General features: G+C 57.7%; 15 protein-coding genes. 7 read left to right on the top strand and 8 right to left on the bottom strand.

All coding sequences use genetic code 11. The annotated features are described in order from the left end of the window. Positions 1–128 precede the first annotated feature (128 nt). Positions 129–3,923 carry an anti-phage defense-associated sirtuin Dsr1 gene (gene dsr1 / locus BMI01S_RS33305; protein ID WP_028232631.1) on the top strand — a complete coding sequence of 1,265 codons (3,795 nt, stop codon included), beginning with the start codon at positions 129–131 and terminating at the stop codon, positions 3,921–3,923. Positions 3,924–4,112: 189 nt separating this feature from the next. On the opposite strand, the gene BMI01S_RS33300 is transcribed toward dsr1, so the two are convergent. The 3 genes from BMI01S_RS33300 to BMI01S_RS33290 form a co-directional block, all read right to left on the bottom strand. After that, positions 4,113–4,958, bottom strand: a complete 846-nt coding sequence (locus tag BMI01S_RS33300) for a restriction endonuclease (protein WP_028232632.1) — start codon at positions 4,956–4,958, stop codon at positions 4,113–4,115. Between the two features lie 231 nt (positions 4,959–5,189). Next, complete coding sequence (locus BMI01S_RS33295) at positions 5,190–5,537, bottom strand: ImmA/IrrE family metallo-endopeptidase (RefSeq protein ID WP_244145466.1); 348 nt, start codon at positions 5,535–5,537, stop codon at positions 5,190–5,192. Positions 5,538–5,754: 217 nt separating this feature from the next. Beyond that, the gene (locus tag BMI01S_RS33290) at positions 5,755–6,090 is read right to left on the bottom strand and encodes a helix-turn-helix domain-containing protein (protein ID WP_028232634.1); all 336 of its coding nucleotides are present in this window, start codon (positions 6,088–6,090) and stop codon (positions 5,755–5,757) included. Between the two features lie 154 nt (positions 6,091–6,244). On the opposite strand from BMI01S_RS33290, the gene BMI01S_RS33285 reads away from it, so the two are divergent. The 4 genes from BMI01S_RS33285 to BMI01S_RS33275 all read left to right on the top strand — a co-directional run bounded on the left by BMI01S_RS33285 (position 6,245) and on the right by BMI01S_RS33275 (position 9,674). Further along, positions 6,245–7,000 carry a multiubiquitin domain-containing protein gene (locus BMI01S_RS33285; RefSeq protein ID WP_028232635.1) on the top strand — a complete coding sequence of 252 codons (756 nt, stop codon included), beginning with the start codon at positions 6,245–6,247 and terminating at the stop codon, positions 6,998–7,000. Further along, entirely contained in the window at positions 6,997–8,403 is a 1,407-nt protein-coding gene (locus BMI01S_RS33280) for a ThiF family adenylyltransferase (protein WP_028232636.1), read from the top strand. Before BMI01S_RS33285 ends, BMI01S_RS33280 begins: the two co-directional genes overlap by 4 nt. Positions 8,404–8,406: 3 nt before the next feature. Beyond that, entirely contained in the window at positions 8,407–8,757 is a 351-nt protein-coding gene (locus BMI01S_RS44235; protein ID WP_407669100.1) for a DUF6527 family protein, read from the top strand. A gap of 71 nt (positions 8,758–8,828) precedes the next feature. Next, a complete protein-coding gene (locus BMI01S_RS33275; protein WP_154671447.1) occupies positions 8,829–9,674 on the top strand; it encodes a hypothetical protein in 846 nt (281 codons plus the stop codon). Between the two features lie 101 nt (positions 9,675–9,775). Here BMI01S_RS33275 and BMI01S_RS33270 read toward each other — a convergent pair whose 3' ends face one another. From BMI01S_RS33270 to BMI01S_RS33245, 5 genes are all read right to left on the bottom strand, one after another. Further along, a complete protein-coding gene (locus tag BMI01S_RS33270) occupies positions 9,776–10,189 on the bottom strand; it encodes a hypothetical protein (protein ID WP_244145465.1) in 414 nt (137 codons plus the stop codon). Positions 10,190–10,581: 392 nt separating this feature from the next. Continuing rightward, a complete protein-coding gene (locus tag BMI01S_RS33265) occupies positions 10,582–10,884 on the bottom strand; it encodes a hypothetical protein (RefSeq protein ID WP_028232639.1) in 303 nt (100 codons plus the stop codon). A gap of 42 nt (positions 10,885–10,926) precedes the next feature. Next, positions 10,927–11,415 (bottom strand): HAD domain-containing protein, encoded by a 489-nt coding sequence (locus BMI01S_RS33260; RefSeq protein ID WP_244145464.1) that lies wholly within the window; start codon positions 11,413–11,415, stop codon positions 10,927–10,929. 1,028 nt (positions 11,416–12,443) lie between these two features. Next, positions 12,444–12,743 (bottom strand): BPSL0761 family protein, encoded by a 300-nt coding sequence (locus BMI01S_RS43800; RefSeq protein ID WP_063619626.1) that lies wholly within the window; start codon positions 12,741–12,743, stop codon positions 12,444–12,446. A 234-nt stretch (positions 12,744–12,977) separates the two neighbouring features. Beyond that, positions 12,978–13,550: a DUF6471 domain-containing protein gene (locus tag BMI01S_RS33245; RefSeq protein WP_244145463.1), complete on the bottom strand. Its 573-nt coding sequence runs from the start codon at positions 13,548–13,550 to the stop codon at positions 12,978–12,980. Positions 13,551–13,688: 138 nt separating this feature from the next. Here BMI01S_RS33245 and BMI01S_RS33240 point away from each other — a divergent pair, with 138 nt between their 5' ends. Then, positions 13,689–14,180: an HAD domain-containing protein gene (locus tag BMI01S_RS33240; RefSeq protein ID WP_028232642.1), complete on the top strand. Its 492-nt coding sequence runs from the start codon at positions 13,689–13,691 to the stop codon at positions 14,178–14,180. A 127-nt stretch (positions 14,181–14,307) separates the two neighbouring features. After that, the gene (locus BMI01S_RS44230; protein WP_036046854.1) at positions 14,308–14,790 is read left to right on the top strand and encodes an HAD domain-containing protein; all 483 of its coding nucleotides are present in this window, start codon (positions 14,308–14,310) and stop codon (positions 14,788–14,790) included. Positions 14,791–15,887 lie beyond the last annotated feature (1,097 nt).

Here is a 15,887-nt window from a genome sequence, read left to right as displayed (position 1 = left end):
ATCAGCCATAGGTGTCCACCTCATATTGGTGGACACCTATGCTCCCCGCTCAGAGTACCGTTGGGTAGACGTCGACAATGGATCGCTTACAATCGACTGGTGTTGTTATAACTTCTGAGAGACCAACAGTGCAGTTCATCAAGAATGGGCCGACCATCCCCGAGACTCTTCTACTAGCGCATGAAGAGGGCCGGGTCGTGTTCTTTTGTGGCGCGGGCATCTCGTTTCCCGCCGGGTTGCCTGGTTTCAAGAGCCTCGTGAATAAGCTGTACGATTCACTCCAGCCGGTTCCGAATGACGTGCAAGAAGCCGCCATCACTAACCAGCAGTACGACATTGCCGTCGGACTACTGGAAGACGAACTCGGGAACAGAGAAGTAGTCCGCCGCGAGATGGCAAAGGTTCTGACGCCGGACCTGGGCGCTCGTGACGCCCTCACCACGCATCGCGCTCTGCTATCACTGGCAAAAACAAGGAAAGGGTCGACGCGGCTCATCACAACGAACTTCGACCGCCTGTTTGAAGAGGTCATCGCACGCGACGGTCTGAAGCTGGAGCCCTTTTGTGCTCCTCTGCTACCGGTCCCGAAGAACCGATGGAATGGACTTGTGTATCTACATGGGCTCCTCAGCGAGAGCCCTACCAAGGATGAACTCGACCGCCTGGTTATTTCAAGCGGTGACTTCGGCCTTGCCTATCTGACCGAAAGATGGGCCGCACGCTTCGTAAGCGAGCTCTTTCGCAACTACGTCGTCTGCTTCGTCGGTTATAGCCTCGCCGACCCTGTGCTCCGCTATATGACAGATGCTCTAGCCGCCGACCGACTTCGCGGAGAAGCATCTCCCGAGATGTTCGCTTTCGGCTCCTATGCAGGAACAAAAGCGTCTCATGACAAGGCCTCACGGGAGTGGCGGGCAAAAAATGTCGTGCCTCTGCTGTATAAAGAAACGAAAGACCATTCCAACCTTCACAAGACCATTCGTGCCTGGGAAAACACATACAGCGCAGGAGCTCGTGGCAAAGGGAAAATCGTCCAGGATTGCATCCTTGCAGGCCCACTCGCGAGTACGGTTGAAGATGACCTAGTCGGCCGCATGCTATGGGCCATTAGCGAGCCCGACGGAACGCCTGCGAGACTTTTTGCGGAACACTCTCCCGCACCGCCGCTGGACTGGCTTCCGCACTTTTGCGACACGCGGTTCGAGCACAGAGACCTTCCGCGATTCGGCGTTGCGCCGGAGAAAGAGGTCGACTCGAAGCTCCGATTCAGTCTGGCGCATCGCCCGATGCCTTACAGCCTGGCGCCCCAGATGAGCATCGTCGGCCATGGACGCAGTCCGCGCCCCATGGACCGCGTGATGTCCTATCTCGCCCTGTGGCTGGTGCGATATCTCGATGCCCCAGAACTGCTCCTTTGGCTTGCCGGTCGCGGCGGCCACCTCAGCGAGCCATTTGCCAGCCAAGTCCGCAGGAGACTTGAGGAAACGGCGCAAATGGAGGAGCGAGAGAGCACCGAGGAGATTAAGCGATTCAAGGATGATTCGCCTAATGGTATTCCTCGACCCGCGATGCGCACGTTGTGGAACCTGGTTCTGCTGGGGCGCGTCGGGTCAGCCAATATGGACTTTCATGTTTTCGAGTGGGTGAGGCACTTCCTGCGGGAAGGTATGACCACGTCGCTGCGCTTGCAGTTCAAGCAATTCCTGAGTGCCCGAGTGATTCTCCGCAAGCCATTCCGGCTCCATAGCGAAACGCCCGTCGATATGGAGCGCGAACAACAACTCCGATATCTTGTGAGTGCCGAGGTCGTTCTGGCGGACGACCATCTGCGAACGGCGATGGAAGAAATCAGGAACTCGCTGCAATGGAAAAACGCGCTTCCCGAGCTATTTGGAATTGCATGCGAAGCACTCCGTGACGTGCTGGACCTGATGAGAGAAATTGGGCAAGCGAATGAACATAGTGACTCAAGCATGTGGCACATGCCTTCCATCATTGAGCACTGGCAGAACCGACACTACAAAGATTGGACCCTTTTGATTGAACTCGTCCGAGATTCTTGGAGTGCCATCTTCCAGTCCAATCCGGGACGAGCACACGACCTCATGAATGCGTTGCGACAGATGCCGTATCCGACGTTTATGAGACTCGCGCTCAACGCCGCACGCGAGGAAGGTGACAAGTCGACCGGTACGTGGGTCAAGTGGCTGCTCGAAGACGACGCATGGTGGCTGTGGTCGACCGAAACACAGAGGGAGACGATGCGGCTTTTGGCGAGCAGCTCAAAGTGGTTGACACTGGACTCAGCAGAACGCTTGCAGCAGGCAATTCTCACAGGTCCTCCGCCGCGAATGTTCAAGGAAGACATCGACGATGCACGCTGGGAGGAAATCGTTGAGCGGACGCAGTGGTTACGGCTCGCAAAGTTCAAAGCTGGAGGTGGTGCACTTGTGGGCGGCGCGATGGAGCGGCTCGCTAGACTGGAGACTAAGTATCCGCAATGGAATATTGGCAGCGATTCCGAGCGGGAAGAGTTTGCTCACTGGATGAGCGGTACCGGTGACCCGGACTACCACTTTCAGCCCCAAATTGACCTCGCCCCTAGACATCGGAGCGCATTGACAACTTGGCTCCAGAAAGAGCCCGAGAGAGCGCTCTTCAGGGAAGATGACTGGAGAGAACTGTGCCGTACCGACTCCCCTGTCGCCATTGTCTCCCTGCTTGACCTCGCTGCGCGTGACGTGTGGCCAAAAGAGCGCTGGAGGGAAGCATTGAGCACGTGGAGCAATGACGGTCTTGTTCGACGCGCGTGGAATCGACTCGCGAACTGCGTGCTCTTGATGCCTGACGATGTCTTTTTGGAAGTAGTCGACGCGACGGCCTGGTGGCTGCACGAAGTGGGTAAGCAGCTGGTTGCACATCAAGCGACGTTCATTTCCCTCTGCGAGCGGGTACTGCACTTGCCGGCCGACGATTTCCCTGACGCCGACGACGCGGTAATGCGGTCAATGAGCAATCCCGTGGGACAGGTCACTCAGGCTCTGCTCAACTGGTGGTTCAGCGAACCGCTTAAAGACAATCAAGGACTGCCGCTGACCATAGCCTCGATTTTCACGCGGCTGTGCGACCCAGCGGTCCATCGCTTCCGCCACGGACGAACTCTGCTCGCTTCCAATGTAGTCGCACTCTACAGGGTTGACCGTCTATGGACGCAAGCGAATCTGCTCCCGCTCTTCAACTGGCAGAAGTCTGACCGGGAGGCATATGCCGCGTGGATGGGTTATCTTTGGGCGCCCCGACTCTACAAGGACCTGCTCATCGAATTGAAGGCACCGTTCTTGGAGTCGGCACACCATTACGAGCGATTTGGTGATGCCGGCGTGCACTACGCTTCAATGCTGACCCTTGCCGCACTGGACACGACGGACATTTTTAGTCGTTCAGAGCTGCAGAAGGCGTTACGGGCGCTGCCGGACGACGGACTCTTTGCTAGTGCACAGGCAGTGCACAGCGCATTGAAAGGCGCGAATGCGAGGCAAAACGAATACTGGACGTTGGCAGTGCGTCCGTACCTCACGCGTGTCTGGCCAAAATCCCCAGCGTCGACAAACGAGCGACTGCCAGAGATTTTCGCGCGGGTAGCAGTGGCCGCCGACAAGGAGTTTCCAGACGCCCTCGACACCGTCAAGTCATGGCTCAAACCGATTTCGTATCCCTACCAGCTGCTCAAGGAGATGAACGCGCAGAAAATTGGCGAGCGATTTCCAGGACCAGCTTTATCACTTCTGGTCGCGGTCATCGACAAAAATCGTTTCGCTCCGCCCGACCTTAGCGAAAGTCTCCGCCAGATAGGGGCCGCAGACGAGAAACTGACGCGCGAGCTTGAGTTTCAGGCATTGGAGGATTTTGTGCAGAGGCGCTGATGCGGAATACATAGACTGGCAAGCTTCCGTTAGTCACCTCCGAGATGCTGAGGGCGCAAATTGCGGAGGCGTTGTCCGCCATTAAAGCCTATGCTCGGGCGCCGACGGGTTGGTGTGTAAGCGACCTAGTCGGCGGCCTCCGGCCCCGCAGCATAGGAGCCAGCACCGTTCTTCACGCTCATCCTTTCGTTACGCGAAAAGGTCACGAACGCGCTCGAACGGAAGCCCCGATTCTGCGGCACGTCGAACCTTCCGTTCGAGCACATGGTTCAAGGGGAGCTGCCTGTCCAACGCGTCGAAGAGGTCTAGGCCATCCATACAAATGACGCGCTTGGCGCGACCGAAGGCGGCTAACCCGTCCGCAGTGAACCCACTGTTGCTCACAAACAAGCCGCGGGCCCATGCTGCTTTCTGTTCAAGCTTCCCGTGGAATGCGTGCAAGTCGGCTGCTCCGGTAAGCTCGGACTGCCACTTCGCCTCAACGAGATAGGTTTCTCCTTGCAGCACGAAGCTGCCGTCTATCTGCTCGCCACGGTGGCGAAAAGGCTCTCGCGCTTCGAGGCCGAAGCAGTCGAACGCCTCCTTGAGCCACACCTCAAAAGCGTAACCTCGCGGATGGGGAGGCAGTGACGACAACTCAAGAAGCTTGTTCTTGAGTCTCGCGATTCGTTGAACATCCAGCGCAGGCTTCGGAGGCGGATTTGCACCGAGGGTGTCCTCCGGCTTGCCATCGAGACGGTTAATCAGTGAAAGAAACTGTCCTTCGGCATTGGCTACCCAGTCGTCCCGACTCTGCGACTGCCGAACGGCTTCGCGATATTTCCATAGAGCCTTGAGCGTCTTGATGGCGGTGGCCAAGTCTACCTTGTTTAAAAAGCACCGCAATCGCTTCGCTTTGGAGGTACCGTTGTCAAGGTAGGCGGGGTCATCGATGTCGACACCGAGCTCCTCCAGGAAGAATATGCCCATGGTACGGTCAGAGAAGTCGAGCACATACCCGCCATTCATTTCAAACAGGTCATCGACGAGTTTCATGTCGAAGGTTCGAATATTCGGCGTCTTCATACGTTGCATAAGGTACCTGCGTTGTGGGTAATCATGCCGGCGTCAGTTCTCCGCCTGCACTGCAGGCCGCCGCGCTTCTCGAGTCCAATAGTTGACGATACTGTTGAGAACCCGATTGCGCTCTGCCCGAGCCGTCGCCGTGAGCGTCATTACGGTGCTAACTTTGCGACTCGGAGGGATTGAGCAATGGTCGCCTTACCTTCACCGGAACTGCCGGTTGACACCGGTCATCGACACGCGATAGGTGTACATCCTCTTGCTCACGCCGTATTCTGCGACGACCTCTTCGTCGGACAAGCCCTGGTGTCTGATATGGACAAGGGCATCTCGCGGCAGCAGCAGCACACCTGCCAGCCAGTCCGCTTCCTCCTCCTGCTCTTTGTCGTATGCCTTCAGCAACATCAAACCTTCGGAGGAGATACTCATCTCTTCCGGCTCATGATTACGGATGCGATGCGCTAGTTCGTGCATCAAGTCGCTCGCCTGTCGCGCAGGCGAGTGCGACGAGTTCAAAATAACCAGCGTTTTCTCGCCAACGATGAGCGTCACGGCAGACCAGCAGCTAGGCGTGCCGTCATTGCGCAGAAGCACCTTCCTAGTTTCAGGCGGCAACCCGGGCACATCATCAGGCGTCCACACACGAATTCCCAAGTGAGTTGCCAGTTGATGCCCCCTCAGAGGCGCGGTCGAAGGCAAACCGAGGTTGCGGCGAGTGTCGGCTGAAAACCGCTCGCACCAGGCTTTATATCCACGCTGCACAGTGTGCTCAGACCTCTTCCTTCAGGAGCGCTGCCTGAGCAAGAACAATCATCTCGCTCAACGCTTTGGCGCTCTCGGCGCGTATCGCCACTTCCTTTTTGAAATGAACCTGGGCCCGCGGCGCCGATGAGGATGCCTGCACCAAGCCAAGGAAGGTTGCTGGGTCCTCGCCGAGCCACGCGCATATCTTCCCGAAGGTTTCTAGGTCCGGAACCTTTTCATTTTCCACCCGGGAAAGGGTGGCTGGACTGATGCCAACTTCCTTGGCTGCCTCGCGAATACCACGGCCATTTCTACGCCGAAGGATGTGCTGGGCGAGCACATCCATTTTCACGTGTTCCATTGCTCTCCTGTCTTATATGTGCAACAAAATACGTTTGACATGAGAAACGCATAGTGCCAGACTGTCTCACATGTAAGACGCAGTCTGGCACCTGGCTGGCTGGTCGTCAACATCGCCCTGCGGCGCCTGCCAACCCGACGCAACGGAGTTTGAGATGTCTGCAAATGAGCAACGCATTGAAGAAACCATCATCGTCGGGGCGACCGGGCGCGACGGTGAGGCAATCATTGAAATCATTGACGTGGAAGTCTTCGTCCGAGAAAAGAAGCCGGTTCCCCACGGCCACAAGTACCGGATTCGCATCGACAAGCAATACTACGTCGTCGACGTACAGCATATGACCGGCGAGCAGATTCTGGGTCTGGCCGGCAAGACGAGCGTCGGCTATCTGCTGTCGGAAAAAATCCACGGGCAGATGCGCCCGGTCGCGCCGAACGAGACCGTGGATTTCGCGACCCGCGGCGTAGAGCGATTCGCGACCATCCCGAAAGAGGTACAGGAGGGGGAAGGGCCGGTCCGCGCGGACTTTACGGTACTGGGAGAGGACGCCGAGTTCCTCAATGGAAAAGGCTACACGTGGGAAGCCGTCACACAGGCTGAAGTCAAACGCATTGTGGTAAGGGGGTTCGAGCCGCCGCACGGATTCACGCCGGCGAAAGTCGACATGTTCGTGATTCTGCCCCACGGCTACCCGGATACCCAGATTGACATGGTGTACTTCTATCCGGCGCTCGCACGGAACGACGGCAAGGCAATTCGCTCACTCGTGACCAACGACTTTGAGGGCAAGTCGTGGCAGGGCTGGTCGCGCCACCGCACGGCAAACAGTCCATGGCGGCAGGGCATCGACAACATGGGGACGCACCTGATGCTGGTTGACGATTTCCTGCGCGCGGAGCTGTCGAAATGACAACTGACGACAGGCTTTCCGTGCTGGCCATGTCTGGCAAGCACCGCGCGCAGCTGCGCCAACACCTCTTTCCAGGAGACGGGAAGGAGGCAGTCGCCATCGCACTGTGTGGACAGGCGGTGGGTGTGCGACGCCGTCAGCTGCTTGTGCATGAACTAGCGCTAGTTCCGTACGATGCGTGCCGCGCACGCGAAGCTGATGCTGTCGCCTGGTCCGTCGAGGCCGTGCTTCCCGCGCTAAACCGTGCGATGAAAAAGAACCTGACAGTGGTCAAGTTTCACAGCCACCCCGGGGGGTATCCGGAATTCTCACGATACGACGACGAGTCCGACCAGTCTTTTTTCTCCGCGGTCGACAACGTCCTCGACAATCACGACGCGCGCGCGAGCGTCGTGATGCTCCCCGACGGGCGGTTTTTTGGCCGCCATGTCCGTGACGGCGTCCTTGCCGAGCCCATCGACCTGTTTCGTATCGCTGGGGACGATTTCGAATTCTGCCGCCATGGCGACCATGGGCTTGAGGAATCGGAACCGCCCGAGCATGCAATACGCCTCATCCAGACCTTTGGTGAGGGAACATATCGGACATTGCGAAAGCTGCGCGTTGGCGTGGTCGGAACCTCTGGCACAGGCAGTATCGTTCTCGAGCAGCTGGCGCGCAATTGCGTGGGCGAACTGGTGCCGGTCGACCCGGACCACCTCGAGCGAAAGAATCTCAATCGCGTCCTGAATGCGCGCGGTTCAGACGCGGACAAAAAACGCCTCAAGGTCGAGCGGGCTCACGAAGCCATTCTGGAGATGGACCTCGGCACGAAAGTATGCCCGCTTCCCAACGACATCAGCGACCGAGATACGATTCTCGCGCTCGGTGAGTGCGACATTCTGTTTGGCTGCACGGACTCGGTGGATGGTCGGCATATCCTCAACAAAATCGCGTCGCATTTCCTGATTCCGCTCATCGACATGGGTGTCCGAATCGACGCAGATGGTAAGGGCAATGTCGACCAAGTGACCGGCGCCGTGCATACGGTGCTGCCAGGGGGCTCAAGCTTGATGAGCCGAGGCGTTTACTCTCAGGCCGACCTCGACGCTGCCTTCATGAAAAAGCACGAGCCCGAGCGATATGGGGAAATGGTGAAGGCCGGTTATGTTAAGGGTGTAGCTGTTGACCGTCCTGCCGTAATCTCGCTCAACATGCTGGTTGCAGCCTACGCTGTCAACGAGTTGCTGGCGCGCTTGACACCATATCGCGTAGACCCAAATGCGGAGTTCGCCCAGTGGCGCATCAGCCTATCCGACCCGCTCGCGAGTAGCCATCAGAGCGACGGCGAGCCGTGTGTCGCGTTCGCGAAACGCGTCGGGTTTGGCGCGTACGAGCCGCTCCTCGGAATCATGGACCTTTGAAAAATGCCAGACCTCCTGCTGCGACTCTGGAGTCGTGTTCTACCTTACATTGACGCCTGGTTCGGCCGGTACACGGTAGTCGTCGTTGATGACCTACCCGACGAGGTCCAGGCCCATAAGCTGTATGCAGTAGGTGATAGCGGTCAATACTGGCTCGCGGCCCTCCGCTGCCCATGTGGGTGTGGTGAGACCATTCAGCTTCCCATGATTGAAGGGCAGCGTCCTCGTTGGACCCTCACCCTGAAACGCACACGCCTTCCTAGCCTTTCGCCGTCCATTGACCGCACGGTCGGCTGCCGCTCACATTTCTGGCTAAAGCAAGGAATAATTCGCTGGTGTGATGGCCCGCAGTGAATGCCTCCAACATGATTGTGTCGTAATCGCCGCTTTTATCAGTAGCCGCCCTGTCAGACTTCGAGTCCAACATGTCGACAAAACAACCAAACTCTTCGAATCCAGGAAACGTGCAGCCCTTCCCCAACGCGAAGCACCCGGATGACGGACAGCTGCCGCCTCATCACACCGGTGGCGAAACGGCTGTCGGACCATCAGACGACGAACATCGTCCTAAAAAAGGCGAAAGCTGGATTTCGTGGAAGGTCGTGGCCCCGCTGGTTGGTGGCGCGACGCTCTATTTCGCGTACCTCGTCGGCGTGACGTTCCAGCAAACCCGTCTTGGCCGCTACGGGATAAATGCCGGTGCCTTCCCGCAAGACCGTAGCGACTATCTAGTACTAGCAGCCCTTGCCCTCTTGAAGGACCTCAATATTATCCTCGGTGCCATCTTCAAGTCTAAGGCGCTGTTGATTGCGGTCGGTTCGCTCTTCATCACGGGCGCCCTTTCTTTTGTCCTATTTGAAGCGGCTACGAGTCTTGGCAAACGTCATCGGGGAAAGGAACCGTGGAGTCCCCGCGCCAAATTGCTTGCGTGGTACCTGCTGGTTATCCCCATCGGAGGTGCATATCTCATATTTGCCCTGCCGACATCGTTTGCTACGCTGATGGTCCTTCCAGTAGAACTGGGCTCCGCGGCCGCAGATGCGATTACAGAGGACGACATGGCGGACTATGCGAAAGGATGCTCTGCCCATTCCCACGGGAAGCATTGCTTCAATCTCGTGGAGAGTGGCAACGTCATCGCCACCGGTTTCGTCATCCAACAGTCCAAAGACAACGTCGCGCTATGGGACAACGGGAAAGTAAAACTCTTGCCAATGGAGAAGCGGTCCCTTGAGTCTGTCGACGCCTTCGTGGGAAGTAGCAGCGAATAGCGTCGCGTGACGACGTTCGACGAACCGCGCTCAGTCATCCTGAACCGGCGGACCGATACGATGTCAGTCGTCGTGTCGGGCGCACGATAAACCGTGCTTGTTTATTCGCCGTGCATGTTGCCCCGCAGGACATTGAGCACAATGGTGACCGCGCTGTCTTCCGGTTGATAGCGAACTCGCTCCGTATTCCAACTCGGTGTCCCACTCATGACGCACGCGGTGGCCTCGCCGTTGTGTGCATACAAATCGAGGCGTACTAGCGGCTCAACCTCCTCACCTCCTCGCTCTTTGCGGCCAATGAAGACCGTGAAGCAGTCGCCTCGCGGTGGGGGAGTCGCGTATTTCTCAGCGCACATCTCAAGCAGCCTCCACGCCTCTTCGAGTGTGGAGAAGGGCTCTCTGTCGTACGGCGTGACGCCCCCTTCGACGACGCATCGCTTAGTGAGAGATGACATTTCTCCGAAGAACTGACCGTCGTACATCTCTATAAGCATGGGTCCGACGTCGTGTTCCATGATTGAGTCCTCGTCGGTACTCCTCGGCCAGGTTCTCGGCGAGACGCATTGCGACGCGATAGCGTGCTCCTCGGCGTATTGCTTGGAGCGGTGACTTGTCGCCCAGTGACCCTCTGCGAGCCATAAGCAGGTCAAAAAGCAATTCGGGTGGCAGGACCGGCGGCATGCGCCGCAACAACTTTGTGAGCCGACGTCGATAGGGAATGCTGGCCGCAAGGAGCGCCACGTAGTTACGCTTGCCATCGACGACCATTGCGAAGACCTCGCCACGTCGCTCTTGTCGCACGAGTTCCGCGCGAGAGATGCCTCTGCGCCGGCAAAATACGCCGGGGGATACGAGAATCCCTTTGCGCACAAGACTCCGACGCGCAAGCCGGGCTGAACGCATGACCTCACTCAATGTCATCGCTATCGGCCGCTTGCAATGACTCGGAGGTCAAGATGACAACTAGCTGTGGCCATCGCTCGCCAGTGTGAGGATTCCAGCCAACTGCCTGACCGTGGTGGGTCGCATGATAGACACTCGAATCGTTCCCATCTGCTGACTGGCGACGTTCGCACACCCGTACGTCTGTCACGATGAATGCTGGATTGATTTCTTCCACGTCGCCCACACAGGCAATTGAGGCAAAGTAGAAGACGACAGCATCCGGGTCGGCGTTTTGCAGACAATGCAGCATGTCCCGGACTTTCATGATTGTGTCTCCTTCCAACAGTTCCCGTGCAATTCCGTTTCTTCAGTAAGGCACCATTCCTGTCAACTTTGCTCGAAGCTCCTCGAGCACACCCGGAGCAGAGATGCCGAGAATTTCATCCGTCTGCACGAGCTTGTCGCGACACCATGCGGGCCACCGCTCGGCGTCGTCATCGAGCGCAAGCCAGTCAAGTGGCTTTCTGCGCACAACGTCGGCCCAAACCTGAACGCCCCGAGGCGCCGCAGCGAATTCCCTGGCGTCCATTCTTGAATGGAACGTTGCACCGACGACACGGTCCCGCAAGGCTGGAGTCAGGTGACGCGTGACCTTCGGAATACTTCCTCGGTACCGGCGTACCCATGACGTGCTGAGAACGATGCGAACGTCGGGATACGAGGCCAGTTCCTGCTCAAGCAGGCCCACATGCTCAAAAAGCTTGTGGCCCGGCGCGTTAACGAGTACCGGGCCCAAACGAGGATAGAAGTAAACGCTCTCGGGCTGCACGACGCCATCGAAATCGACATAAAGCACGTACCCTCCACGCCGTCGAGGTGGTGGTAGCAAGTAGGTCGCAGAAAGTTGCGTACGCATCTAGCGCAGCCCTTCGAGAAAATCCGTCCAGTCGTGTGCCCACGCGCACCCCGCCGGGTCTGGGTCATCTGCTATCAGCGGTCTCCCTGCGCTAGCAAGCCTGCGCTCGAAAAAGCTCCGTGCGGGCTCTGGAATCTCGTGTAGCCTGACATAGCCCGGACTTCCGCCAACAGTATGTATTGGTACCTGTGGCAACGTGGGTCTCCGTGGCAGTTCCTCTCGGCCACCGTTCAGAGCTGCCGCAATACAGCGTCCAACCAGGTCCCAAACACTCGCGCCCCACCGCGGATAACTGAGCACAAGGGCAGCGTCACCGACTGGCCCCAGCGGAGCTTCCTCGAGCCTCACCATGTAGTCGGCGAAGCTGCCGTCGCGAACTCTCCCAATGCTTGCTGTCGCGATTCGGCTTTTACCCTGCTCTTCGCCGTTTGGCCAAAGTTCGACCGTCACTCTCAGCATCTGCTTCTCCTTTTACGCGCCCCTTCTCCGGCAGTTGCCGAGCGTCTGCAGCACAGTGATTGTCCGGTTGCGAATTTCATCCGCCAGTTTGCAAGCAGTATCGACAGGCATGTTTGGCAAAGCTGGACTAGCAGCGATGACCCACTCTGCGAGTAGTTCAACTGCACTGAGTTGCGCGCGCGTGGTGCCGATTGCCGCCAATCCAATCTGGACGACGTCGCCTATCGGGGGGGCTACTGTGTCCATTTGGCGTCCCTGAACTTCAGCGAGTTCCGCACAGCAGAAGTAGATGCAATCGAAAGCGCACCGAGTTCGCGTGTGGGCTGAGAGGCCCCTGTTTTGGGCATCTATAAGAAAAGCCGTGCTGGCAGCAATCCGCGGTCTGCTCCGCTCGACCTCGCTGGGTCGGTATCGAATCAGGCGCCCAATAAGGAACCCAACGACGGCGCACGCAACTGGCCAGCCGAGCAATATCAACGACTGCGAGAGCACGGCCTTCATGATTCGTCCTAGCGTGACGACGTCGTATCCGGTTCATCATGCGTAGCTCGTCGTGTGGGTATATCGCCCCCTGTCGCTCCGCGCCTTAACGTGCGAGACGCCCGACCGACGGCGGCCACGTCTGCCCAAATCTGCGGTAGCTTTAGCGCCGAGTCGGCGAGGTCCATGTCCGTGGGATAGTGACGAAGGAGGAGAATCGCGACGGTCTGTACGAGGCCGGGCACGTCGATGTGGGTCGCATTCGCAAGCGTCTCCAGAAACCAACGGACGTCGATGACCGCGCAGCTTCGCTCTTCAGGCGTGGTCATGTCGCGACTCCACCGTGTAAGAGCGCGTGACGCGGAATCGCCAAGCTGGAGCAATTTTCCAGAGCGGCATAGGAACACCTTGGGAATGGGGACGACAACGCCGACAGGCACCCGTTGGGTCCGGGGGTTGTCTAAGGCGGCAGCGAACGTTGGAATTTGGCTTGTTGTTCGCCGTATGTGCGTGTGTTTTCACACGCACATGACCACTATAGTCGCCGCTTGAGAAAATTCAAGCTATGTCCCAACGTGGACGTTGCCAGCAAGGTGACGGCCCGCCACGGCGGTGCTAACCAGCGACGACCGGTCCACGTATCGGCTCGCACTTTTAAAGCTGCACACGGCAGCGCATTGGAAAAATAGGGCTGCCGAGAACGTCCCCGTCTCGATTTGTGACTTGAGCAGGTCGGCCGGTGCCGCCACTGCAATTTCCTCGAGACGCGCCGATAGCATCGCGGGGTCGAGCCAAGGCTGCTGACCCAGTTCTATCTGCAGAATTGCCGTCGCGCGCTGCTCCCAGGGTACGCCACCTGCCAAAGTTTGTTTCCAAACGAGCGAGCATTCAGCATTCGACGCAACGAGGGTCTGCAAGAAAAAGGCAAAGCGGAAGCTGCCGCGCGCAACTTTTCCCTCGACGGAGCGTGCCGACTCAGCTATCCCAATGTCAGCAAGGGCGCTGGCGAGTTCCGCGTAGCTCATGTCCTGACGCGCGAGCACGACTCGGGTAGCTCGCGAGACGAGCTTCGCCCATACGGCATCAACGCTATCAGCGCACTTGGTCAACGATTTTGCTTGCAATGTCTCGGACACGTCCTATCCTCGTGTGTGTAAACCCACGCGGCTCTCATCCGAAAAGCAAAACGATACTCCGGAGAGCATCTCAAACCCGCCATCGCTCACATTCTGCCTGCCCGGCGAATCTGAGTGGACGGAAAACCGGAGAGCTGCATGGTGCCGCCGCTCCTCTATCTCGGGCTTCAAGGGGTCGCTCTAGCCCGACGTAGCCTAACGCGGATACCTCTCCACCAACTCGAAAACCCTTGTGTCGAACAGCTGCCGCTACTGGAGCAGTTCACGCTCGTCGCCGAGCTTCACGACTTTCGCGTAGTGCTCAACGATTGGCTCGTAGCCGACCTAGGCTACCGGACTGTCTTGAGCCTGCTTCCAGCACCAATCGCGCGGAAAACAATCGGTGCCACGATGCGTGGAAACCGCGCGCATCGCCGCCACGTTGGCCTCATGCGCAAAGACCTTCTGCGTGCAGACATCGAGCGACGGAATCCGCATCGGTTCCTGATTGTCGACGCATACGCAAGCGCAATACCCTTTGAGCACAAACGCCACGCCGTGCTCGTAGATGAGAGCGCTCAAGAAAGTGCGTCACACACCGTGGAAGCAATCCTGCAGTTACTGTTCAGCGACGTCAACCACATGGACTAATTCTAGAAGAGGCTGAGATTGACAACGCGCAATTTTACGAAGTGCGGTACCGCAAATACTACGGAGGGTGAAGCGCGCACGCGCGGTGCCCCTCTGAAGTGAACGTCTCCTTCCAGGAGGTGCTGCTGTGACTCTGCTTCTCAACTTCGACGGCGTCCTGCATCCCGACCACATGCTGTACGAGAACGGATGTATGCCGAGCCTGCTGTCAACGGGGCATACCGCCTTTGAATACGCCTCTTATCTTGCGAATACACTAGAACAGAACAGCGACGTAGAGATTGTATTGAACACGTGGTGGACGTTCTTCGTTGGCGTTGACTTGGTACTTGGATTGCTGCCAACGGCACTTGCCGGCCGCGTTGTCGATGCGACGCTTCAGCCTTCGTCACGGTATGACTCACTTCCCAGCCGGTGCAAGGAAGCCGAGAGACATATTGCTACCAAGAGCAAGCGACCGTTCTTGTTGCTGGACAACTCAAACTCGCGGTATTCGCGGGACCTTATCCCTTACATGCTCCTAATAGACCCGATGACCGGGCTTGCGTCGCTTCCAGCTCGAAGGGCTCTCGCACGTAGAATCGCACAGTCCTCGTTATCGCGAATATGATTCGGCATCCTATGCAGTATGAGCGCTTTGCGTGCTGCACTTTCGTTAGGCTCATCGACTCCGGCGCCCACCAGCCGACCGGCTCGCGAAAAATTTAGCAGATACAGTTGCTGCCGAAACATCGACAGTGAGTAAATTCTCAATTTTTTAGATTTTTTAGTTTTTCTCTCCGCGCCTTAGCAAAGGGGGAGCAGAAAATCTCAAAAAAGGCCTTTTCTCGGTGGGCGCGAAGTGGGAGAATTTGCTCACATCACAAGCAACCATGGTCAACCAAGGAGGTACCTAGGTCACGGTTTAGCAACCTGACAACACAGCAACCGAGTGCCCATGGGCTAACCAACTCCGCCTTGTTTTGTACCCACAAACGAGAAAGGGGTCGGGAAGTCCGAGCAAGCTCGAACCACCGACCCCCGGCGTGTCTCCATGAGAAACACGGTTTGGCAACCAAATTCTCGCATGGTGGCCGCTGGGCGTCAAAGGGACTTCGCTCGTCCCTAACGAACGTGGAGTTACTACGTAAATGCGCCCAAATTGCAGCCAAATTCACGTAAGTAGACGGCAACTTCCGTCCAGCCTTGACAGGCATCGGAGCGTCCAACAAGGTCCCTCCCAGCCAATCATCAGACCCTCATTTTCTTGGCGCCACTCCGCCGGAATGCTCCCCCCTCCCTCTCCTCCTCGCAGTAAGTCTCCCTACCCGTTGCTGCCTCTTCAGGCGCCTGGAAATCCAGCCTCGCTGAGTCCCCTCTGGGCCACACGTAAGCCCGTCTCGCCGTTGCTCGCGTGCGAGGCAAGTTGTCGTTGTCTGGGCCGCCGGCACCCGTTTGGGGCTGCTTGAGCGGACGACCACGAGCGAACACGCAGGCTGGCGATACGCAAACCTGCGAGGCGACTTGCGCACCTTTAATTTCATTTGAGGAGCGGCACGATGCAACGGGTAACAGATAATTTTGTGAAGGAACTCGAGAAGTTTGCGATTGGGGTTCAAAGTTTTAGCCGGCTCGCAACCGACACTCGCAGGGAACTGCACATACATCCCCATCAACCGCGTCCGATAGGACGCGGCATGCCACGTGGGACCGCCAGCATTCCAAATG

It is taken from the genome of Paraburkholderia mimosarum LMG 23256 = NBRC 106338 (genome assembly GCF_000739815.1).
Lineage (GTDB): Bacteria > Pseudomonadota > Gammaproteobacteria > Burkholderiales > Burkholderiaceae > Paraburkholderia > Paraburkholderia mimosarum.
Note: the sequence above shows the minus strand (reverse complement) of the source record. Positions and strands in the feature narration are given on the sequence as shown.